A 20,514-nucleotide genomic window follows, 5' to 3' on the forward strand; every position below is an offset into this window, starting at 1 on the left:
ACGGGCATGTTTATTTAACTTCATCGTGAGCAAAATTAAAATTTTGATTGATATCAAATTCTTGGCGGACAGTATTAAAAGCATCATTAAATACTTGATCCATATCGAAGTAACGATATTTGCCTAGGCGGCCACCAAAAATAATTTCTGGATGATTGTCACGTGCTTCTTTGGCGTAAGCCTTGTAAATTCGTGTGTTCTCATCATTATTGACAGGATAATATGCCTCTTTTGAGCGATCCCACTCTTGTGGGTATTCTTTAGTGATAATTGTCTTACCCTCATCGGCTAATCCATCAAAATGTTTCCATTCCATAACACGTGTATATGGCGTCTCAGCGTCAGTATAATTGATTACTGAATTACCTTGATAGTTGTCTGAATCAATCACCTCATGCTCAAATCGCAAAGATCTATATTCTAATTCACCAAACTTATAATCAAAGAACTGATCAATCATACCCGTGTATAACACACGAGGAAATTCTGATAGTAATGTTTCTTTGTCATCAAAGAAATCTGTGTCGGTTAAAACGTCGACCAGTCCATTTGACTGCTCCAACATGCGCTCAAAAATCTGTGTATAACCGCCGACTGGAATTCCTTGATAACGGTGGTTGAAATAATTGTTATCATAGATAAAGCGCACTGGCAATCGCTTAATAATGAAAGCGGGTAATTCTGTTGCTTTACGACCCCATTGTTTTTCCGTATAACCTTTAATCAACTTATTATAAATATCTGTACCAATTAAGCTAATTGCTTGTTCTTCTAAGTTACGAGGTTGTCGATCACCCAGATCTTTCAAGGCCGCATTCTTTTGTTCTTCAATTTTTGCATGTGCTTCGTCAGGTGTTTTCGTTCCCCACATCTGGTAGAAAGTATTCATATTGAAGGGAAGATTATACAATGTGCCTTTGTAATTTGCGACAACTTGGTTTTGATAACCATTGAAAGAAGCAAATTGACGAATATAATCCCATACTTCCTTGTTATCAGTGTGGAAAATGTGTGCGCCAAAATCATGCACTGTGATACCATGTTCAGTATGCGTATGCATATTACCACCAATATATGGACGTTTCTCCACAATCAGAGATTTTTTACCCCGTTTGGCTGCCTCGTATGCAAAAATCATACCAAATGGCCCAGCACCGACTACAAGATAATCATAATTCTTTGTATTGTATTTTTTTGTCATTAGAAATGTACCTTTTTTTTTGATTTTGGAAAAAACTTCCGCTTAAGAAAATTATACCCTTTATCCAACCAATTTGTCCGCTCAAGTCCTATCACAGGACATTCAGCCACGGATAGTCTTTTTGTATTTACCCAAGTATCCATCAGTCGCTCTGACAAGAAACCATAGACCCTTACTTCTTGTCCTTCAAGCTTTTCAATATCGATGTTTTTCTCAACTTCTTCAAGGACACCGAACAAAAAATCAGCATAATCATCAAACAAATTCCTTGGCATAATAAACATATTGAATAAGTGTGCCGACGTAGAACTTTCCATCTGCTCAAATGCTGGTAAATATTCAACATATTTCGTTGTAATCACCTGTTTCATGATAACATACGGTTCTGTCGAATGGGCATGCAAATAATGGTCTTTTTGATTTTCAATGATATAATTTCTTTTCTTAGGCAAAATAATATCATATTTGCTTAACAAATGATTTATTTGCTGATTCTGAAGAATATCTTCAAGTCTATGACTTTTTTTTAACCCCAGATACCTTCTATAATGCATTAAACCAACAACTTCATCATCAGTATTATATCGGATCCAGTAGATAGCTGTTACTTCACTAAAATTACTATTTTTCAGAGATATATTTTTACCAGTTGCATCAGACATATAGCCACTTGGCAATTCAGAGTGACGTGCCGCGCCAACAAGAATGGGTTGATAGCCATCAAATGGTGGCATCACATATTTTTTGTGTGTTGCGATATATATCATTAAAACGCACCATCCTGCTTAAACACTGCAATAACATTCTTAAACAAAACGTAAAAGTCAAACTTCAAGTTGGCCTTATCCACATACTCTAATTCTATATGCGCCCGTTCTGGGTACACTATATTACTTCGTCCACTTGCCTGCCAGAGACCAAAAATTCCCGGAGTCACCGACAAAAACTTGTCAACCTGATCACCATATTCTTGCAATTCGTCTTCAACGACAGGCCGTGGTCCAATAATACTCATCTCACCGATTAGCACATTCCAAAACTGAGGTAATTCATCAAGTGATGTTTTTCTCAAAAAGACGCCAAACTTTGTGATTCTAGGATCCTCACGAGTCGCTAATTTATAACCATTGCTAATAAATTCCGCATGTAACTTTGCGTCTTGCTCTAGAATTAATTCAGCATTATCAACCATCGTTTGAAATTTATAAATTTTAAACTTTTTTCCAAATTTACCAACGCGCTCTTGCTGATAAAGAACACGACTCGTTTTTTTATCAAATTTAATGACAACCGCAATAATCAGAAAAAGTGGTGACAAAAACACCAAAGCAAATGAAGACACTGACAAATCTAATATTTTTTTAGAAATAGTGTAACCCATACTTCTATTAGCCACAGTATGCCCCTCCTTCTCTAAATTACGGATACAACATCCGTTCAACTCGTTTTATCTTTTGTTCTGCCAAGTGTTTGGACTTCACTTGGAAAAAGCAATTGATTTTTGGTTCAATTACCGAATACTTTTTTGTAAAGTTTTGAAATTGCCATCCTGTACCCCAATCAATTAAGGATTGATGTTTAACATCGTAGTATTGTGTCCCTATAGAAATGGCAGTTCCCTTAGCACCCAATAATGCACCAATTAAATGAAAATGAAAACGAGTGCTAATCCAAAGTTGATTTTTTTTGAAAGGAATACCATCCGTCCAAAGGGTCCAAAAATCATAAAATATCAATCTTTCTTTTATGTCAGGCTCTTGATTAAAGACATCTCCGAAATATAGCCAATTATCGTCCGGAACCATAGCTTCCAGTATACCTATTTTAGCATTTTTATGCTGTTTCAAGAAAAATATTAAGTTTTCAATAACTACTTTTCGAATCTTATCATCAAAAATTGGTTGTATTGATACTAGGATATCGGGATTGTCATCAGCTTTGTTTATTTTAATCGCCCTTAAAGATTTTGACAAGAATACATCGTCGACTTCCAATGTAGCATTTGGAAAAAGATCACTAACTCGATCTCGCACCCCAAAATAATCGAAATTCGCTACATATTCTTTAATGGCAGAAACTATATCCGAATTAATTGGCGTCAAGCCTAAACCTGTTGCAAAAATTTTGGTTTTAGGATTTTTATCTTTGATAATTGACAATAAGGCAAAAAAATAAAAAGTTCTTTTAAACTCAATATGATCAACAGAAAAATAGCCTCCACCTAGTAAGTGCAGCGAATCAGCATCGCACATTGCTTTTATAGGAACAGCATTGCGCGGATCACCACCATGCAATAGTTCAAACAATGAATTAGTATCGTCCAAAGTGATACCCTTTGATTCAGCCAAATAAATCAAATTCCAAATAGTATCTACTATTAGTAAATCTGGAAATTCATCTTTAAAAAGAAACTGCGCCCGTGATGGAAATGGAACATCAAGTATAATTCGGTCATGTGCATGCACCTTTTTAAAAAAAGCAAGCCATGTTCTCACTATCTGCTCATCACCATAATTTGGAAATCCAGCAGTGGAAATTAAATAGTGTGTTGCCATAAAATCCTCAACTTATTGTCGAAAATCACCCATCTGCTGTTCAATAAATCTATCTGCAGCAACTGTGTGTCCTTTGAAATCAGTCAATTTCGATTCATGAATAACTTTTATGTCATCATCTAAAGTAAATATATCTGTTGGCATTGCAAGATGACGCGCTTTAAATAGCGCATTAATTGATCGTTTTGGTACTCTCGAAAGGCCGTCTGCGTACTCAACTTCTGGATTAAAGAGCATTCCCTTGAAAATACCGCGAATAATCATTTTTGCTTTAGTAAATCGGAACTTAACATTCTTATTAAACAACACAAATCTTAAATCAAATATAAAGGCATTGATGATAGTTCGCATGTATTCATGTTTTGAAATACGTTTTGCAGTCAGCACACGATTTCTAAATTCAAAGTCGTAACGCCAAAGACGTGATTCATCTTTTTCTTTCACAATATCACCAGGCATTGAGTTTTCTTTTGATTTGTGAACGGCAATTGAGTTTAAAACTGTGTAACCACGATCAACATCAGCGATACGATTAGTATATTCCATATCATCGCCCCAAATAAAGTATTCCTTTTGTGGCAATCCAATCATTGCTACCATTTTGCGAGAAAACATTACCGAAACGAATGTTGAATTTACAACCTCGACAGCGGGATTTTTCTGCGTCATATACATTTGCCATGTAAAGCCACGTGGTGCTGGTACATTCATCCATGAGGGATTTCCCTCGAGACTACCCCAACGAACCTGGGAGTTCACGAATCCAACATGATCATGTTCTTCAGCAAAATCCACCAAGTGTTCAAGCGCATCAGGTTGCACAATTGTATCATCATCCATCAGCCAAACGTAATCATCGTCTGTTTTTTCAGCGAAAAGGCGTACAGCTTGATTAAATCCACCAGCGCCACCTAAATTGTCTTCCGAATTGAAAACAACGAGTCGTTCATCTGTTAAAGATGATAAATACTCTTTTGTCCCGTCATTAGATTTGTTATTAATTACAATAACATGATTTAAATACTTTGTTTGTCCTAATACGGCACCCAAAGATTCTTTCAGCAAATCTAGTCGATTGTATGTAACAACCGCTGCCGACACTTTTTTACCAGTCATAATATCTCCATTTTAAATAAAATCAATCAATTGATCTTTGAACTTCAAGTACAGATGGGTACCTATTATAGCAAATATACCAATTTCTAACCAAAACATTGTTAATTGCAGTGGTGAATTCCAAAACCATCGATCGAACAGAAATGTATCACGCCAACCATTAACAATATAATAGAACGGATTAACACGAGAAATGTAATAAATTAATGAATTAAATGCATTACCTTTTGCAGGTTCGAATAAAATTCCTGAAACGAAGAAAAGCAAACGCAGCACTTGTCGAATTGCTAAATCATAGTCCGGAATTAAGATATTAATTGTTGCACTAAAAATTCCCAAGAAAAACAACATCACCAGCGCAGCAAACATATAATAGATGATTTGAATCCAGTAGATAGAGACATGAAAATGTCCTGTCAAAGCCATACTAATAAATGCAACAATTGAAATTGAACAAACTGCAGGAAAGACCTGTAAAACACGAATTGTTGGCAACACAGAAACCGGAAATTTAACATTTTTCACCATAAAAATTTGTGTCTGAATAGAACGGATAGTGTCACTAAATCCTTGGTTGACTAAATACCAAGCAGAAAATCCAACTGACATCCACACAAAATAGGGTGTCCCTTCAACAGGCGCTGATTGCCGAAATCCGCCACCAAAAATAATCGCATAAGTTAAAACTTGAAATAAAGGGTCCAAAATTTCCCAAAAATTACCCAGGTATTTGTGCGCATTGTTAGCCTTGGTGTCATAAATTGCTAACCTAATGGCCATACCTAAGTAGTTAACCTGCTCAACAACTAAACTAAATATTGATTTGATCATTATCCACATCGAGCTATCATCCCTTCAACAAATAGTTATATACAACTACTGCCATTAAACCAAACAAAACTACTAAAGCAGAATAGAGCGGTAGCGCCTTAAACCCTTGAAAACTTCTGATTGCAGTTCTTGCTTCAACATCTTCTTTGTTATGACCATTCAATGACAATTTATCTTGCAATTGCGCTAACGTAAAAATTTGTTGGTTATGCTTTTGATCAGACACAAAACTATCACGTTCCTCATCTGACATCGCGTTTAACTTTTTGACAAACGCTTCATATTCATCCGTAACTTGTTGCATTGGGCCAAAATCACGCAATTCACCATACTGAATCCACATGACTTTATTAGTAAATTCACGAACCTGCTCTAAGTCATGAGACACAAAAAAAATTGTCTTTTTTTCGGCAATAAACTCGCGTATTTTACTAAGTGCTTTGTTTGAGAAGTTAGAGTCACCAACTGACAAAGCCTCATCAACGATCAAAATATCAGGATCGTTATGTGTTACAATCGAAAATCCCAATTTGGCTCGCATACCGTTGGAATAGTCTTTAACTGGTTGATCAATAAATTCACCAAGCTCTGAAAATTCAATAATATCAGGCATTGCCTCATCGATTTCTTTATTCGTTTTCCCCATCATCAGTTGTTTCAAACGAATATTCTCACGCCCAGTAAGATCCCAATTCAGGCCTTCATTGATAGCTACAACACCAATGCTACCGTTTAGTTCCAAAGTACCAGATGTCTGTGGAATGACACCACTTAAAATATTTAGCAAAGTAGATTTACCGGAACCATTGGTGCCAACAATACCCACAACGTCACCTGGCTCAACATCAAATGACAGTCCACGTAATGCCCAGAAATTAGCATCTGCAGTGTTTCCTAAAAAAGTTGATTTAAGCTTTTCTGATTGGTTAGCATATAATTGAAAATTTTTAGTAATTGATTTGGCGCTAACCATATATTGTTTTTTTGTATTATCCATAATTATCCTAATTGTGGTGAGAGTGAAAACCACATAGTACTATATTACCATATTCTCTCATAAAAGTCCGATTACGACTTATAGTAAATCACAAAAAAAAAACGTAGAAAATTTCTACGTTTTTAAAATCCAAGACTTTTTAAATATTCAATAAAGTCTTTATGCTTTTTGTTAGCCTCAATTATATATTTGTTAATGTCGTTGTTTGAAAACGCACCATCGCTAATTCCTGAATCTCTCATTAAATTTCGTGCTTGATCAACTGACATAATTTTGGCCGCTTCACTCGCAGTACTATTAATTGCTGATTCTTCACTTTGATGTCCGTTATTGGAACTTATTGAAGAAGAACTACTTGACATTGCCTCTTCCTCTTTTGAAGATGCATTGTCACTACTTGAGGACTTTTCAGAAGTCATTGACGTTGTACTACTTTTTATTTTTTTAGACGAAATGGCAACACCATCTTTATTTGAAGTAGAATCACTTGACCATAACCAATAAACTGAACCTACTATTATTAGTAATATTAGTAGCGTTGAAAATATTTTGAGGTATTTTTTCATGTGTATCTCTCCTAGTCAAGTGATTCTAAGACGTAATTCTGAACTCTAGCAATCATACTTTTGGCATAGTTAGGATCGGTTGCATATCCATTCTTTTGCAGCAAAAAGATAGCATTTTGATAAGTATGAGAATTACTACGTAACGAAGCAGCGTAATTATTTCTAATTTTTCTTACATAGTCATTTAGACTATCTAACTGGGATGCATATTTTCTAAAGTTAGCATATACATAGTAGCCTTGCCCTTTTTTAACAAATATTTTTTGCCCAGTGTAATCAATTACATATTGATCTTTATCAGAAAACTCTTGCGTTTTTACTTTGTATATATCTCCTTTCCAGTCACTAGTAGCCTTGATTCCAAACAAATTATTTGCTTTCTGTGCTAGTTCACTTTGCCCCCAAGAACTTTCAGTAATTGCTTGAGCAAGCATTACTGAAGGAAATATGTCGTTCTTATTTGCCAAATCAACTAATGAACTCTTAATACTATTAAACCAAGTAAGTTGATTTGTATTAACACCATTTAGTATTGGCTTGGTCGCAACCATCAAATTATTATTAACCACCTGACAAGTTTGTTTGGTAAGGCTATAAGCGTAAGCATGAATCTGATATTGACCAGTTTGATTGTTGTGATTCACAATATCAATATCACTAGCGTACTGCCCAGGTCCTGTTTTAGTTGCATTGTACCATTTGATATCGTCTTGACCACCTTTTGTCGTCCAAACCGGTATTTTAACAGTGATTACATCCGACACATTTGTCTCAACGAGGACTTTGAATTTACCGCGTTCCGGTGTACCAGTGATTGAAGTTTTTAAAATTTGTGGTGTCACTTCTGTTACTGAACTCGGCCCACCAGCATTAAACGCAGTACCCTTCTTGACAAGTTGTATTTTAATAGCTTCTAGTCGATAGCCTAATCCAGTTGTGCCAGCCACTTCACCATTTTTTGCCCATCCTAGCCAACCATAATTTTGTGCATGAACTTGGTAATATATATCATATTCTTGAGCTAACTGACCAGTGAGACTCATTTTTATTGCTTCTAATCTTAAGGATTTACCAGTTGTGCCACTTAACTGACCATCCTTGACTGTATTTTGCCAACCAATATTTTGTACATGCGTTTGGTATGAAACACCACCCGATATTGCAGAAGACTTAATAGCCGCTTTAATACCTTCCAACCTCAAGCCACTGCCGGTAGTACCTGATTGTTGCCCATTGTCAACTGGAGATTGCCATCCAGAATTTTCAACATGTGAATTATATTGAATAATGGGTGCAGCTTCAACATATGGACGTGAGGTAGATCCAGGAGCTGAATCTCCTTTTTTAACTAATTTAATATTGATAGCTTCTAGCCGAAGACCCATACCTGCAGTACCTGCTGAATCCCCATTTTTGGCCCAATCAAGCCAACCGTAATTTTGCGCATGAACACGATAATAAACATCATATTGTTGCGCCAAACTACCTGTTAATGAGATTCGGATTGCCTCCAGTCTTTTTGATTGTCCAACTGTACCTGAAACATTATCATTCGAAGTTGGGGACTGCCAACCTATGTCTTGTACGTGTGTTTGATAAGTTATGCCGCCTGACACACCTCCTGTAATATACATTTTGATAGCTTCCAGTCGTTTTTGTTGGCCGGTAGTACCTGATTGTTGCCCATTTTGAACATACGTTTGCCATCCAATATTTTGAACTTGTGTATTATAGTTAACATTTGGATTCGTTGAAACATTAACATTCAAATTATCATTTGCTATTGCTACTTCAGATGTCTGACTGTTTGCATAAGCGTAGACTCTTACATGATATCGACCCATTTCATTGTGGTGTTCGTTCACATTAAAATGGGCAATATATTGACCATTTTTTATTTTTTCAGCAGAATACCAAATGATATCGTCCTGCCCATTTGCATCCGACCAAATAGGTACTTTTACTGTTTCACCAGCTAGACCAGTCGTTTTAACATTGACATCAAATCGTCCAGTACTTGGATTACCTACAATCGTTGCACTGGTAATTTTCGGTGCTTGACTTCTCGCATAATAAACTGCTACTAAATCCCTAAATTGTGCCATATCGTAGGCTTGACCAAAATAGTTTCTGCCACGTTTATTCCAATACTCGACTGGATCAACATGGTCTGTTCCTCCCCACTTATAACTAATATTTTCGTGACTTGCTAAGTTCCCATCCAAGCTTTTACTTTTTGTTGAAATTAGCTTAGGCGCACCCATTTGATATTTTATCATTTGTTGTGCCGTCCAATTAGCAAGAGAGGAGATTTGGTGAGCAAACTCAGTTTTGCTATTGACCCGCACTTGCTCAATTTGATCCGCATAGCGATTACCAAATGGCCCGGCCCCCCACGCAATCTTACTAGTATCAGCGATTGTTTTTAATTGGCTGCCATCAACAAAACTATGCACAAAAGCACTAGTTTGATTTCTGACCATATAATTGATTTCATTGTCAATCTTACTATTTTCGACTCCTACATCATGAATAATAACTAACTGTGGCTTACCGTTAGAAAAATTCATGTTAATACCACCATTTTTCGAAGCGTCTTGCATGTTGATTCTATAGTTAATTTGTTCTTTTGCAGGTGCGATATTATTGTTTAAAATGTAGTTATTCACCGCACTATCTGCACTAATATGATTTATGCCAACGCAAAAACTGGCCAAAAATATTATTATAAAAGTTCTGACTTTTCTCTTCACTATTTACTTTCTCCGTTACAACATTTACTTTTGATAAAGCCTTATCATGCAATCGTCTAACTAAGTCCGTTAACTCTCACACTCTCACTGAAAAGCTTATTCTTCACCTCTATCGCTTCAAAAACAACGCCAATGTCTCGCGCCAACTTGCTATCTCAAATCCTGTTGCCTTTGCCTTCTCTAAATTCATCACTGAATGCTTTGGCCGATACGCTTTTTGTGGAAATTCTGCACTAGTCACTGGTTCGACCACCACTGTGGTATCTTTTAAGATCTCTTTTGCAAAGTCAAACCATGTCGCAGTCTCATCATTCGACAAATGATATATTCCGTATGTCGCCTCGACCGCTATCAAATGCAACATGAACTCGGCTAATGTTCTGGTCCACGTTGGTCGGCCCAATTGATCATTAACTACCGTCAGTTTAGGATGGCTTTCTGCCAATCGTTGCATCGTATAGACAAAGTTATTTCCAAATTCGCCAAACACCCAACTCGTTCTAACAATATACGCTGCTGCCCCACTCTCTATGACAGCTAATTCACCAGCTAATTTGGCACGCCCATAAGCGTTTCTTGGATTAACTGGATCTGTCTCGCGATATTCTCCAACATTCAGCCCATCAAAAACATAGTCTGTCGACACTGCCACTAGTTTGGCGCCATATTGTTTGGTAGCGTCGGCGATATTCTTGGTGCCTGTTACGTTAACCTGCCAATTCATGGCGCGTCCTTCATCTTCGGCCAAGTCCACTTTTGTATACGCAGCCGCATGGAGCACAACGTCCGGTTGTTCTGCTTTAAAAGTTGCCATCACTGCTTCACGATTTGTAATATCTAACGCCTTTGAATCATAGGCAACAAATGTTAACCCACGCTCGCGTAACAACTTTTGCAATTCTTGACCTAACTGTCCATGCGCGCCTGTTATTAAGTATTTCATATTCCCTCCGAAAAAAAGGCCGCTTCCGCTGACCTTTAGTTACTGATTATTCTGCGCGTATTTCGCTTCTACTGCAGCTTTTTCCGCTTGCCACCATGATTGATGGTCTTCATACCACTTGATCGTATCTGCTAAGCCAGTCGCAAAGTCCGTATACTTTGGTTCCCAACCTAATTCTTCACGAATCTTTGTAGCATCAATGGCGTAACGCAAGTCATGACCTGAGCGATCCTGAACAAACTCAAAGTCATTTTCGTCCTTACCCATGTCTTTCAAAATCGCATGGAGGACCGTGATATTATCCTTTTCACCGTCGGCGCCAACCAAATAAGTCTCGCCAATTGTACCCTTAGTCAAAATTGCCCAAACAGCTGTGGCATGATCATAGGTGTGAATCCAATCGCGGACGTTCTTCCCAGAACCATATAATTTAGGCTTAATGCCAGAAATAATATTGGTAACTTGTCGCGGAATAAACTTCTCAATATGTTGGTAAGGACCATAATTGTTAGAAGTGTTAGAAATCGTGGCTTGCAAACCAAACGAACGCACCCAAGCACGGACTAACAAATCAGAACTAGCCTTGGTTGATGAATAGGGACTTGATGGTCGATACTGTGATTCAGGCGTAAACTTTTCGCCGACACCTTCACCATGTCCGGGCAAATCTTCTCGTAAGGGCAAATCACCATACACTTCATCAGTTGAAACATGATGGAAGCGCTTGTTGTACTTGCGTGCTGCTTCAATTAATGTATAAGTTCCAATGATGTTCGTTTGCACGAATGGTGATGGATCTTTCAGTGAATTATCGTTATGACTTTCGGCAGCATAATGGATCACCGCATCGGTTTCAGAGACCAATTGATCAACTAATGGCGCATCAGCGATGTCGCCAACCACCAGCTTGACACGGTCTGCTGGTAATCCAGCCAAGTTCTCTTTATTACCGGCATAAGTTAACTTATCAAGCACCGTGACAAACACGTCTGGGTGTTCCGCTACAATATAGCGCACAAAGTTAGCACCAATGAAGCCGGCGCCACCGGTTACTAAAATATTTTTGTATTCAGTCATTTTGTTTCTCCCAATTACAATTGTGCTTTTGTTAGTGGCACGACATCTTTGAGCAAAGGATGATTTTTGTCTGCTTCACTCACCTCAGCATTTTCAACATCATCCCATTCAATACCCAAAGCAGGATCGGCGTAATTTACAAAAGCATACTTAGGCTTTAAATCTAGTGCCCAGTAGTCATTAACTAAGTATGAGTATGACACGGTGTCACTCAATACTTGGAAACCATTAGCAACACCACGTGGGACATAAATGCCTTTACTAGCATCAATAACAGTTTGGTAAACGTGACCAAAGGAAGCGCCTTCGCGTAAATCAACCCACGACCCCAAAACACGACCGTTGTCAGCGACAGAAATATATTTATCCCAAGGTTCGGCGTGTAGACCACGTAGCACACCTTTTCTTGATAAGGACACATTGTTTTGTAACTTATTCTCTTTAAAGAAAGACTCCGGAAAGCCTAAAGGCAACATTTTCTCTTTCTGGAAGTTTTCCTTAAACCAGCCACGATTGTCACCATGAACTGGAATGTCAAATTCTATCATACCGGGAATCGCGTCAGTCATTCGGCCGGCTAGCGCTTTTTCAAAAAAATTATCACTCATCAAATTTATCCTTCTTCCGCCACAATTCTTAACAAATATTGGCCATAATCATTCTTTTTCAATGGTTGCGCCAGCTTCTCTAATTGCGCGATGTCGATATACCCCATCCGGTAAGCAATTTCTTCTAAGGAAGCCACTTTTAAGTTCTGTTGCTTTTGGATTGTGGCAATGAATGAGGAAGCTTCCAACAAAGAATCATGTGTGCCAGTATCTAGCCAAGCATAACCACGACCCATGACCTGAACATCCAAATCACCACGCTCTAAGTAAGCTTGGTTAATATCAGAAATTTCAATTTCACCACGCGCTGATGGTTTCACATTGGCAGCTATCTCGACCACGTCATTGTCATAGAAATAAAGACCAGTCACCGCATAATTTGATTGCGGCTGTGCAGGCTTTTCGACAATCGATATTGCCTTACCAGCTTGATCAAAGTCAACCACACCAAAACGTTCTGGATCTTTCACTTGATAACCAAACACTGTCGCACCAGTTGTTTTCAAAGCGGCTGCTTGTAACTTCTCTGATAGCCCAGCACCGTAGAAAATGTTATCGCCCAGTACCAACGCTACCGAATCATTGCCAATAAAGTCAGCACCAACGATAAATGCATCGGCCAAGCCACGAGGTTCTTCTTGAATGGCATAGTCAATCTTTAACCCAAGATCATGACCATTACCGAATAATTCTTCAAATTGTCCAACATATTCTGGCGTCGAAATTAACAAAATATCCGTAATACCCGCTAACATCAAAACAGACAACGGATAATAAATCATTGGCTTGTCATAAATTGGCACCAATTGCTTACTAGTTGCTTTGGTAATTGGATAAAGTCTTGTGCCGGACCCTCCGGCTAGGATAATGCCTTTCATGTTGTAATTCCTTTTCATGCTTTTTAGTTACAAACTATATACGTTTAATATTATAGCGTATTTATATCGTATATAAATACTATATTTTGTACATATCTGTGATATCACCAAAAAAACCCGCAAGTATCAAACTTGCGAGCTGCCAATTCTTTACATTATTTAAGTAAAATCACTGTTATCTTGATAATAATCTGTCGACTCACGAGTCCAAGCGAATTTGTCACGCTTACCACTCATCGACCGATAATCAACAATAACACGGAATTGATCGTTGTATGTTTTGAGATTAACTGCCGGCTGTTAAACTGCTAACGTAGTATTATTTTCCTGTACAGTGAAAAAAATGATATTCGGGTTTGGTGCTTAACTCCCAATAGTTGTTGTGATTCGTGGGCACAACCGCCTCGTGTTTCCTACCGGCGGTATACCATGACGAATGAATAATTGTAGTTTTATTATGCCATAAACGTGTTACAACTATTTTTCAAAATCAGACTTTGAATATTTATTCTGAAAATATTGCCTGATTTTGAGTATGGCAGATTGTAAAATTAAACCGAACACCTTGCATAAAAAAACTGCAGAGACTTTAATGGTAATTGACTAAAATCAACCATAAAGGATCTGCAGCTTATGTCTTCTAGTTTATCAGCTCACGAACGTTCTGTCATTGAAACAATGATCAAACTTAATCATTCAACTCGAGAAATAGCCCGTTTCTTAAAGCGTTCTCCTGCAACTATTACCTACGAGTTAAATCGAATTAAACCATACAATGCACAACAGGCTCATCATTTAGCCCAGTGTAATCGGCACAAACACGGTCGCCATCCGACCCTAACACCTGAAATATCAGCTTTTTTGAACCATCACATTGGTATCTTGAAGTGGTCACCAGAAACGGCTGCTCATGTATTGGGTATTGCTTTCAAGACCATCTACAACTGGATTCATCATGGTTTGCTTAAAATTAAGTTATCAGATTTACCTGATAAAGGTATTCGACGTAAACGTCAATCTGACGGCCGTAGACGTGTTTTTGCTCATGGCCGTTCAATTGAAAAACGACCAAAAGCTGTCCAATTAAGACAAGAATTTGGTCATTTTGAAGTTGATACGATGCAATCTGGTAAAACACGTGGCGATGTTTTAGTGACCATCACAGAACGATTGAGTCGACAACATATCATGAGACATGTCAGTGGGCGCAATAGTCAGGCAGTGACACCAGCTATTATTAGGTTTTTCAAGGGTATAAAAAATGCTAAATCAATTACAGTTGATCACGGTCGAGAGTTTGCAAAATATGATGAAATAGAAGAACAGCTAGGCATACCGATGTATTTTGCACACCCATATTCACCAGAAGAACGTGGTAGTAATGAAGTGCTAAATCGATATGTCCGTCGTTTTATCCCAAAAGAACGCAAAATTGAAACCATCAGTCAGAAAGAATTAGATCAAATTAATCATTGGATTAATGCCAGGCCAATGAAAACGCTCAACTGGCAATCACCACGAAAAGTCTTTCAGAAACATGCGGTGTTCGGATGATTCTTGCAATCTGCCGTATTCTAAGTTCAAATTGTGACCGTGAAAGTGATTTATCACCAATCGTAATCAACGCTTTTTGCTCAGGAATAGGGTCACCTAAGTAAACCAACGCACCAATTTTACGACTCATCGGACTAAAATTACCTGTCACTAATCGCTCGTATCTCACTAACCAGTGACTAATATCGCTAATTTCACGAAAACGATGCTGCCCTGTTTCAACTTGCTGCTGACTATAAGTTGCCATCACCATTTGATATTCTGACTTCAAGTAGGCATACGGCAGATGTGGATCAAAGAATCGGGTAAACGACCGCCAAGGTAATAAGTATAAGTTGAGAACGTTAAGAACACCATAACGCCAATTAAATAATTTGAAAAAATGTTGCCTTAGGAGGTCCTTTTTTTGATGATTTTGATTGACTAAGGCTAAATTATTTACAAACAAATGTGCAAATTGGTCTACCGGATTGATGACATTAAAGCCTAAGATGTCACGTGGTGTACCTGCTTGTGTGAAAAAAACAGAAGGTTTAATGGGTCGATTGATAAACATATCGTCATCGAACAATACAAAATGTTCTGACAAACCTTTAATTTTATGTATATACATTTGAATCGCGTTGGAATTAAACGTTGGCAATGTATCAGCAGGCATGAAGTCTGCGTGTCTGACAATGGTTAATTTGGGATGTGTCTGGTTTAACCACTCTGGAATTTGATTGTCAGTCACCAAAAAGATGTGATTTACCCACGGTGCATTTGTCGCGACCATTTGGAACCAATATTTTAACGTCCCATAATCTCGGTATCGTTCATCCCCATTCAATGTGTCATCATGAATAGCGTATTTATTTTTTTCTTTCAGCCAAGTTTCGTCCTGACCGTCTACCCATAACAACACAAAGTCAATCGGCATATTATTCTCCTATGCTTTGGTATATCTCTCTCATTTGTTTATCAACCGCTGCCCTATCAAACATCATAAGCCTTTGTACGTTTGTACGGTCGTATTAGTCAGATTCTGTCTTGGCCGCTGAATATTGTTCTTAATCAATATTGATAATGCTTTAGCATCAAGGGGATCAAATACACGTCCAATTTCCTCATTTAGAATGTAATCTTTGATGCCTCTAATATCGGCTCCGAGTAGATAGACACCATCTCTGATTGCTTCCAAACCGGCACGCGATAAGCCCTCTCTCAGTGACGGTAGCACAGCTAGGTCAGCTGCCAAATGTAGATGTCGAATATTTTTTGTATAATTTAAAAAATGAATTTGGTTCTCAATACCCAAATGTTTGGCTAAATCGGTTAAATTCTTTTTTTGTGAACCACGACCGGCAATCACGAAATGAATATCTGGCAAATCAAGCATTGCTAGCGCTTCAATCACAATACGATGATTTTTCCGTTTTGATAGTTCACCAACAGAAATTAAAATCCGACTTTTTTCAGGTAAGTGATATGTTGCTAACAATTCTTGCTTGGCCGACAGATGATCTGAGAGGTTGTATTGATCCAGTAGTCTGAAATTAATTCCCACCCCTGGCACATATTGCGTATTTTTAGCGTGTAACCAACGTTTAGCTAATAAAAAGTCTTCCTGATTAATCAGTAACAACTCAGACGTACAAAATGAGAATAACCATTCAATAGGAAAAATCAACCAATTTATCCAAGCACTCGTTTTAGAAAAATGAAATCCGTGTGCTGTATAAACGACTGGCACATGATTTTTCAAAGCTGCCAATCGTCCTAATACCGAAGCAATCGGTGTATGAACATGAATAATTTTAAATTGATTTTCTTTCATTAAACGATTCAAGAGAAACAACACTGCAACATTTTGGCGAAACTTCCCCAAACCACGTTCAACTGGAATATTATGTATAACAAATTTTTTGGATGCCAACCAATCCATGAATTGTTGATTACTCTTAGCAGACAAGGTGCCATAATGGGTAAAGTTAGCTGCGACGTGCACTTCATAACCCATACTCTGCAATATTTTGATGTTACGATGATTAAATTGTGCGATGAAAGAGGCCGTTGAGGCCATAATTAGTGCTTTTTGAATAATTTTTGAACACCTTCTCTCACAATAATGACAGGTATTGTTCTGAAAATAATTGACAGGTCGCAAAATAGCGAGACTTCTCGTGCATATTCTGCGTCGAACTCCGCTTTTTGTTCATCTGTTAACTTTTTTCTGCCGTTTATTTGTGCCAAACCTGTAATTCCAGGCATTAAGCTATCCACTCCTGATTCACGTCGCAAATCCAAGAGTTTTTGCTCATCTGCCACCACTGGTCGCGGTCCAATTAAACTCATGTCACCTTGTAACACGTTGAATAATTGTGGCAATTCATCCAATGACGTATTACGCAAAAAGCGTCCAACTTTGGTCACTTTTTTGCGAATAGCTGCTCTCTCTGCACCTACTAATATTGGTGCATCACCTGTCATCGAACGAAATTTGTATATATTGAATTCCTGCCCATTTTTACCAATACGTTGCTGTTGATAGATTACGCTGTCTTGCGTCGTGATTTTCAACAAAAACGCAATAATAATAAATGTAGGTAAAAAAAGAATCACTAAAAAGCAGGCAAAGAAAATGTCTAAAATTGGCTTTACATGTTCTCTATACAAACTTCTCTCAATCTCCTAAAATCCTAAATTTTCCCTCTCCCCAGAGGATATACTAATTCCTTATTATTCTATCATAAAATTCACATTATTGTCGTAATATATATATATATATATATATATTACTTTTATAATTTTAAAGGTATTTTGTATCAAATTCAGGATCTTGACTAGTCAAAATTTTTGGGCCAGCTTTAGTAATCGCCAAAGTATGTTCATATTGTGCTGACCATGAACCATCAGCCGTCGTAACAGTCCAACCATCTTCTTCGGTATGATCTGTGTTAACTTTCCAGCCACCAATGTTAATCATTGGCTCAATTGTAATTACCATGCCTTCACGTAAGCGAACGCCATGACCTGGCGTGCCATAATGTGGCACATTTGGCTCTTCATGCATTGTTGGACCAACGCCATGACCAATATACTCACGCACATCACCATAATGATGTTCAACTTCTGTATATTGTTGAATTGCATTCCCGATGTCACCAATGCGATTACCAACAACGGCTTGGTCAATGCCTAAGTACATTGCTTTTTTAGTAACAGCCATCAAGTCTTTAATCTCTGGTGTGACCTCACCGACTGCATAAGACCAAGCTGAATCTGACACGGCACCATTCAAACCGACAACTGTATCCACCTTCACCAAGTCACCATTCTTGAGCTTCAAGCCCTTGCGAGGCAATCCATGGGCAACTTCGTTGTTGATACTAATTGTCGTGGCATATTTGAATCCTTCAAAACCGATTTGAAGTGGCACGCCACCATGACTTTCAATATACTCGCGCGATTTTGTTTCAATTTCCCAAGTATCGATACCTGGCTTAATTAAGTCGCGCAACATGAGGTGCATGCCGGCAATAATAGCGCCTGATTGACGCATTGCTTCAATTTCTCGTGGTGATTTTAACTGAATCATTTTTGACTTCTTTCCATTTTTAATACTCCATTTTATTATAGCATTTCACCCCAAAATAAAAAGCACGCAATTGAGTGCTGTCTACTACTGTGCCATTTGTTGTGTTATTGATGTGTGAACACGTTCAATCTCTGTTTGGCTCATCACTTCAGTTGACCCTAACCCACTAATACTTTGGGTGGTTCCTTTTAGTTGATCCTGCTTAACCGTTCCGAATGCTTTACGATAGCTGAGGGCAAGATTTTTCATAGAAGTTGTTGAAACATCTGTTTGAACATTGTTAGAAATTGTCGTTAGCAGTGAATCATTAAACAATGTGCCAACTTTAGCTGAGTTTTTCAAGACAGCCTTGATAACGAGTTGCTGTCTCATTTGACGACCATAATCACCATTGGGGTCTTCATGTCGCATACGTGAGAACGCCAATGCTTCATTGCCATCCATGTGATAAGTCTTACCGGAAACAAATGAATATTGACTCTCAGAATCAGCTTGTGTTGTGTCACCTGTCGTGGTGAACGTCAAAGGTGATGTGACATCAACACCACCAACGGCGTCAACCATTTTAACCAAACCACCCATGTTAATCAAGATATAACCACCGTTAATATCAATATTTAACAGATTTTCAACAGCTGACACCGCTGAATCAGCTGATCCATAGGCATATGCAGCATTAATCTTCATTTGTTGACCGCTGACTGTTACCAACGTATCGCGTGGGATTGATGTCATTGTCGTGACATTAGTTTTGGGATTAATAGTCATGACGATCATTGTATCTGTACGACCTTTGTAGTTACGACCAAGTTCGCCAGTATCTGTTCCAAGCAATAAATAAGAAACTGGTTTTTTGCTACTGGTAAGTTTGTCAGCAGATTTTGTCGTTTTGGACGATTTCTGCATTTTCGTAATTGTGCTATTAACTTTATAGTACGCGTATGAACCTGTTGCAATTCCCCCAACTACGAGTAGTCCAATAATCGTTAAAATAATATTTCGTACTGTGTGTCGCTTTTTTGGACGCATTTTTGAACGCCTTTGCATGAGCAATTCCCCTTTGTTGTTTGTTACATAATTGTAAAATAGTATAACACAAAATGAATCTTAATAATCAATCCATACAAAAAAGTCCACAACACATGAACTCTTCATTAGGTATAAATACTACATTGTACCAAATAAACGGTCACCCGCATCCCCTAGACCCGGAACGATATAGCCATGTTCATTCAGTCCTTCATCTAATGATCCTGTATAGATATCAACATCTGGATGTGCATCTTGAACTGCTTTAACACCCTCTGGAGCTGACACCAGTGTAATTAACTTAATATGCTTAGCACCACGCTTCTTTAAAGCAGAAATAGCATCCTTAGCTGATCCACCAGTTGCCAACATAGGGTCAACCAACAATACGTCACGTTGATCAATATCTTCAGGCAATTTAATGAAATATTCAACTGGCTCGAGGGTTGTTTCATCACGATACATACCAATATGACCAATTTTGGCTGCTGGAATTAATTGTACAATACCATCGACCATTCCCAATCCAGCACGTAGGATTGGGACGACAGCTAATTTTTTACCTGCTAATTGCTTTTTAGTTGTTGTTGCTACTGGTGTCTCAACAACAACATCTTCCAATTGCAAATCGCGGCTGGCTTCATAAGTCATCAACATCGCGATTTCGTCCACTAGTGCTCGAAAGTCCTTAGTGCCGACATTCTTGTTACGAATCATTGTGAGCTTATGTTGGATCAACGGATGATCCATTTCAACAAATTTTCCCATGATAGTTTTGAATGAACACAAACGAATCGACTGAAAACGCCGTATTCATTATTTCCTTCCA

Annotated in this window: 20 protein-coding genes; 1 reads left to right on the forward strand and 19 read right to left on the reverse strand. The window is 38.0% G+C overall.

Annotated elements, in window-relative coordinates; translation table 11 throughout:
- Nucleotides 1-10: 10 nt before the first annotated feature.
- The 13 genes from glf to rfbA form a co-directional block, all read right to left on the reverse strand.
- Nucleotides 11-1,201: a UDP-galactopyranose mutase gene (gene glf / locus ACI3ES_RS06970; RefSeq protein ID WP_114666802.1), complete on the reverse strand. Its 1,191-nt coding sequence runs from the start codon at nucleotides 1,199-1,201 to the stop codon at nucleotides 11-13.
- A complete protein-coding gene (locus ACI3ES_RS06975; RefSeq protein ID WP_114666803.1) occupies nucleotides 1,201-1,968 on the reverse strand; it encodes a DUF4422 domain-containing protein in 768 nt (255 codons plus the stop codon). Before ACI3ES_RS06975 ends, glf begins: the two co-directional genes overlap by 1 nt.
- The gene (locus ACI3ES_RS06980) at nucleotides 1,968-2,582 is read right to left on the reverse strand and encodes a sugar transferase (protein ID WP_080519151.1); all 615 of its coding nucleotides are present in this window, start codon (nucleotides 2,580-2,582) and stop codon (nucleotides 1,968-1,970) included. The genes ACI3ES_RS06975 and ACI3ES_RS06980 overlap by 1 nt, the downstream gene beginning before the upstream one ends.
- Before the next feature lie 37 nt (nucleotides 2,583-2,619).
- Nucleotides 2,620-3,756, reverse strand: coding sequence for a polysaccharide pyruvyl transferase family protein (locus tag ACI3ES_RS06985; protein ID WP_114666804.1), 1,137 nt, complete (start codon nucleotides 3,754-3,756; stop codon nucleotides 2,620-2,622).
- A 12-nt stretch (nucleotides 3,757-3,768) separates the two neighbouring features.
- Nucleotides 3,769-4,872 carry a glycosyltransferase family 2 protein gene (locus ACI3ES_RS06990; protein ID WP_114666805.1) on the reverse strand — a complete coding sequence of 368 codons (1,104 nt, stop codon included), beginning with the start codon at nucleotides 4,870-4,872 and terminating at the stop codon, nucleotides 3,769-3,771.
- Between the two features lie 12 nt (nucleotides 4,873-4,884).
- Entirely contained in the window at nucleotides 4,885-5,703 is an 819-nt protein-coding gene (locus ACI3ES_RS06995; RefSeq protein ID WP_235193500.1) for an ABC transporter permease, read from the reverse strand.
- Nucleotides 5,704-5,719: 16 nt separating this feature from the next.
- Nucleotides 5,720-6,700 (reverse strand): ABC transporter ATP-binding protein, encoded by a 981-nt coding sequence (locus ACI3ES_RS07000; RefSeq protein WP_114666806.1) that lies wholly within the window; start codon nucleotides 6,698-6,700, stop codon nucleotides 5,720-5,722.
- 122 nt (nucleotides 6,701-6,822) lie between these two features.
- The gene (locus ACI3ES_RS07005) at nucleotides 6,823-7,266 is read right to left on the reverse strand and encodes a hypothetical protein (RefSeq protein ID WP_080519147.1); all 444 of its coding nucleotides are present in this window, start codon (nucleotides 7,264-7,266) and stop codon (nucleotides 6,823-6,825) included.
- An 11-nt stretch (nucleotides 7,267-7,277) separates the two neighbouring features.
- Nucleotides 7,278-9,836, reverse strand: a complete 2,559-nt coding sequence (locus tag ACI3ES_RS07010; RefSeq protein ID WP_258551964.1) for a GBS Bsp-like repeat-containing protein — start codon at nucleotides 9,834-9,836, stop codon at nucleotides 7,278-7,280.
- Nucleotides 9,837-10,128: 292 nt separating this feature from the next.
- On the reverse strand, nucleotides 10,129-10,962 hold the full coding sequence (gene rfbD, locus ACI3ES_RS07015; protein WP_114666808.1) for a dTDP-4-dehydrorhamnose reductase: 834 nt from the start codon (nucleotides 10,960-10,962) through the stop codon (nucleotides 10,129-10,131).
- 39 nt (nucleotides 10,963-11,001) lie between these two features.
- The gene (gene rfbB, locus ACI3ES_RS07020; protein WP_010291266.1) at nucleotides 11,002-12,039 is read right to left on the reverse strand and encodes a dTDP-glucose 4,6-dehydratase; all 1,038 of its coding nucleotides are present in this window, start codon (nucleotides 12,037-12,039) and stop codon (nucleotides 11,002-11,004) included.
- Nucleotides 12,040-12,053: 14 nt separating this feature from the next.
- Nucleotides 12,054-12,647: a dTDP-4-dehydrorhamnose 3,5-epimerase family protein gene (locus ACI3ES_RS07025; protein WP_114666809.1), complete on the reverse strand. Its 594-nt coding sequence runs from the start codon at nucleotides 12,645-12,647 to the stop codon at nucleotides 12,054-12,056.
- Between the two features lie 5 nt (nucleotides 12,648-12,652).
- Nucleotides 12,653-13,525: a glucose-1-phosphate thymidylyltransferase RfbA gene (rfbA, locus tag ACI3ES_RS07030; RefSeq protein ID WP_010292140.1), complete on the reverse strand. Its 873-nt coding sequence runs from the start codon at nucleotides 13,523-13,525 to the stop codon at nucleotides 12,653-12,655.
- Nucleotides 13,526-14,158: 633 nt separating this feature from the next.
- Between rfbA and ACI3ES_RS07035 the strand changes: the two genes are divergently transcribed.
- Nucleotides 14,159-15,079, forward strand: coding sequence for an IS30 family transposase (locus ACI3ES_RS07035; RefSeq protein WP_012268558.1), 921 nt, complete (start codon nucleotides 14,159-14,161; stop codon nucleotides 15,077-15,079).
- On the opposite strand, the gene ACI3ES_RS07040 is transcribed toward ACI3ES_RS07035, so the two are convergent.
- From ACI3ES_RS07040 to upp, 6 genes are all read right to left on the reverse strand, one after another.
- Nucleotides 15,027-15,998, reverse strand: a complete 972-nt coding sequence (locus ACI3ES_RS07040) for a stealth family protein (RefSeq protein WP_407631957.1) — start codon at nucleotides 15,996-15,998, stop codon at nucleotides 15,027-15,029. The two genes, ACI3ES_RS07035 and ACI3ES_RS07040, sit on opposite strands and share 53 nt — an antisense overlap.
- 63 nt (nucleotides 15,999-16,061) lie before the next feature.
- Entirely contained in the window at nucleotides 16,062-17,141 is a 1,080-nt protein-coding gene (locus ACI3ES_RS07045; RefSeq protein ID WP_317212406.1) for a glycosyltransferase, read from the reverse strand.
- Nucleotides 17,142-17,143: 2 nt separating this feature from the next.
- On the reverse strand, nucleotides 17,144-17,734 hold the full coding sequence (locus tag ACI3ES_RS07050; protein ID WP_114666812.1) for a sugar transferase: 591 nt from the start codon (nucleotides 17,732-17,734) through the stop codon (nucleotides 17,144-17,146).
- 133 nt (nucleotides 17,735-17,867) lie between these two features.
- Complete coding sequence (map, locus tag ACI3ES_RS07055; RefSeq protein ID WP_142511635.1) at nucleotides 17,868-18,656, reverse strand: type I methionyl aminopeptidase; 789 nt, start codon at nucleotides 18,654-18,656, stop codon at nucleotides 17,868-17,870.
- An 84-nt stretch (nucleotides 18,657-18,740) separates the two neighbouring features.
- On the reverse strand, nucleotides 18,741-19,703 hold the full coding sequence (locus ACI3ES_RS07060) for an LCP family protein (RefSeq protein WP_004914642.1): 963 nt from the start codon (nucleotides 19,701-19,703) through the stop codon (nucleotides 18,741-18,743).
- A gap of 120 nt (nucleotides 19,704-19,823) precedes the next feature.
- Entirely contained in the window at nucleotides 19,824-20,453 is a 630-nt protein-coding gene (upp, locus tag ACI3ES_RS07065; protein ID WP_010296403.1) for a uracil phosphoribosyltransferase, read from the reverse strand.
- Nucleotides 20,454-20,514: the final 61 nt, after the last annotated feature.

The organism is Leuconostoc falkenbergense, from assembly GCF_045801155.1.
Classification (GTDB): Bacteria; Bacillota; Bacilli; order Lactobacillales; family Lactobacillaceae; genus Leuconostoc; species Leuconostoc falkenbergense.

Excerpts from the sequence above, each read along its gene's own strand:
- glf (WP_114666802.1), bottom strand. The coding sequence starts at position 1,201 with ATGACAAAAAAATACAATACAAAGAATTATGATTATCTTGTAGTCGGT.
- ACI3ES_RS06975 (WP_114666803.1), bottom strand. The coding sequence starts at position 1,968 with ATGATATATATCGCAACACACAAAAAATATGTGATGCCACCATTTGAT.
- ACI3ES_RS06980 (WP_080519151.1), bottom strand. The coding sequence starts at position 2,582 with ATGGGTTACACTATTTCTAAAAAAATATTAGATTTGTCAGTGTCTTCA.
- ACI3ES_RS06985 (WP_114666804.1), bottom strand. The coding sequence starts at position 3,756 with ATGGCAACACACTATTTAATTTCCACTGCTGGATTTCCAAATTATGGT.
- ACI3ES_RS06990 (WP_114666805.1), bottom strand. The coding sequence starts at position 4,872 with ATGACTGGTAAAAAAGTGTCGGCAGCGGTTGTTACATACAATCGACTA.
- ACI3ES_RS06995 (WP_235193500.1), bottom strand. The coding sequence starts at position 5,703 with ATGATCAAATCAATATTTAGTTTAGTTGTTGAGCAGGTTAACTACTTA.
- ACI3ES_RS07000 (WP_114666806.1), bottom strand. The coding sequence starts at position 6,700 with ATGGATAATACAAAAAAACAATATATGGTTAGCGCCAAATCAATTACT.
- ACI3ES_RS07005 (WP_080519147.1), bottom strand. The coding sequence starts at position 7,266 with ATGAAAAAATACCTCAAAATATTTTCAACGCTACTAATATTACTAATA.
- ACI3ES_RS07010 (WP_258551964.1), bottom strand. The coding sequence starts at position 9,836 with ATGAATTTTTCTAACGGTAAGCCACAGTTAGTTATTATTCATGATGTA.
- rfbD (WP_114666808.1), bottom strand. The coding sequence starts at position 10,962 with ATGAAATACTTAATAACAGGCGCGCATGGACAGTTAGGTCAAGAATTG.
- rfbB (WP_010291266.1), bottom strand. The coding sequence starts at position 12,039 with ATGACTGAATACAAAAATATTTTAGTAACCGGTGGCGCCGGCTTCATT.
- ACI3ES_RS07025 (WP_114666809.1), bottom strand. The coding sequence starts at position 12,647 with ATGAGTGATAATTTTTTTGAAAAAGCGCTAGCCGGCCGAATGACTGAC.
- rfbA (WP_010292140.1), bottom strand. The coding sequence starts at position 13,525 with ATGAAAGGCATTATCCTAGCCGGAGGGTCCGGCACAAGACTTTATCCA.
- ACI3ES_RS07035 (WP_012268558.1), top strand. The coding sequence starts at position 14,159 with ATGTCTTCTAGTTTATCAGCTCACGAACGTTCTGTCATTGAAACAATG.
- ACI3ES_RS07040 (WP_407631957.1), bottom strand. The coding sequence starts at position 15,998 with ATGCCGATTGACTTTGTGTTGTTATGGGTAGACGGTCAGGACGAAACT.
- ACI3ES_RS07045 (WP_317212406.1), bottom strand. The coding sequence starts at position 17,141 with ATGGCCTCAACGGCCTCTTTCATCGCACAATTTAATCATCGTAACATC.
- map (WP_142511635.1), bottom strand. The coding sequence starts at position 18,656 with ATGATTCAGTTAAAATCACCACGAGAAATTGAAGCAATGCGTCAATCA.
- ACI3ES_RS07060 (WP_004914642.1), bottom strand. The coding sequence starts at position 19,703 with ATGCAAAGGCGTTCAAAAATGCGTCCAAAAAAGCGACACACAGTACGA.
- upp (WP_010296403.1), bottom strand. The coding sequence starts at position 20,453 with ATGGGAAAATTTGTTGAAATGGATCATCCGTTGATCCAACATAAGCTC.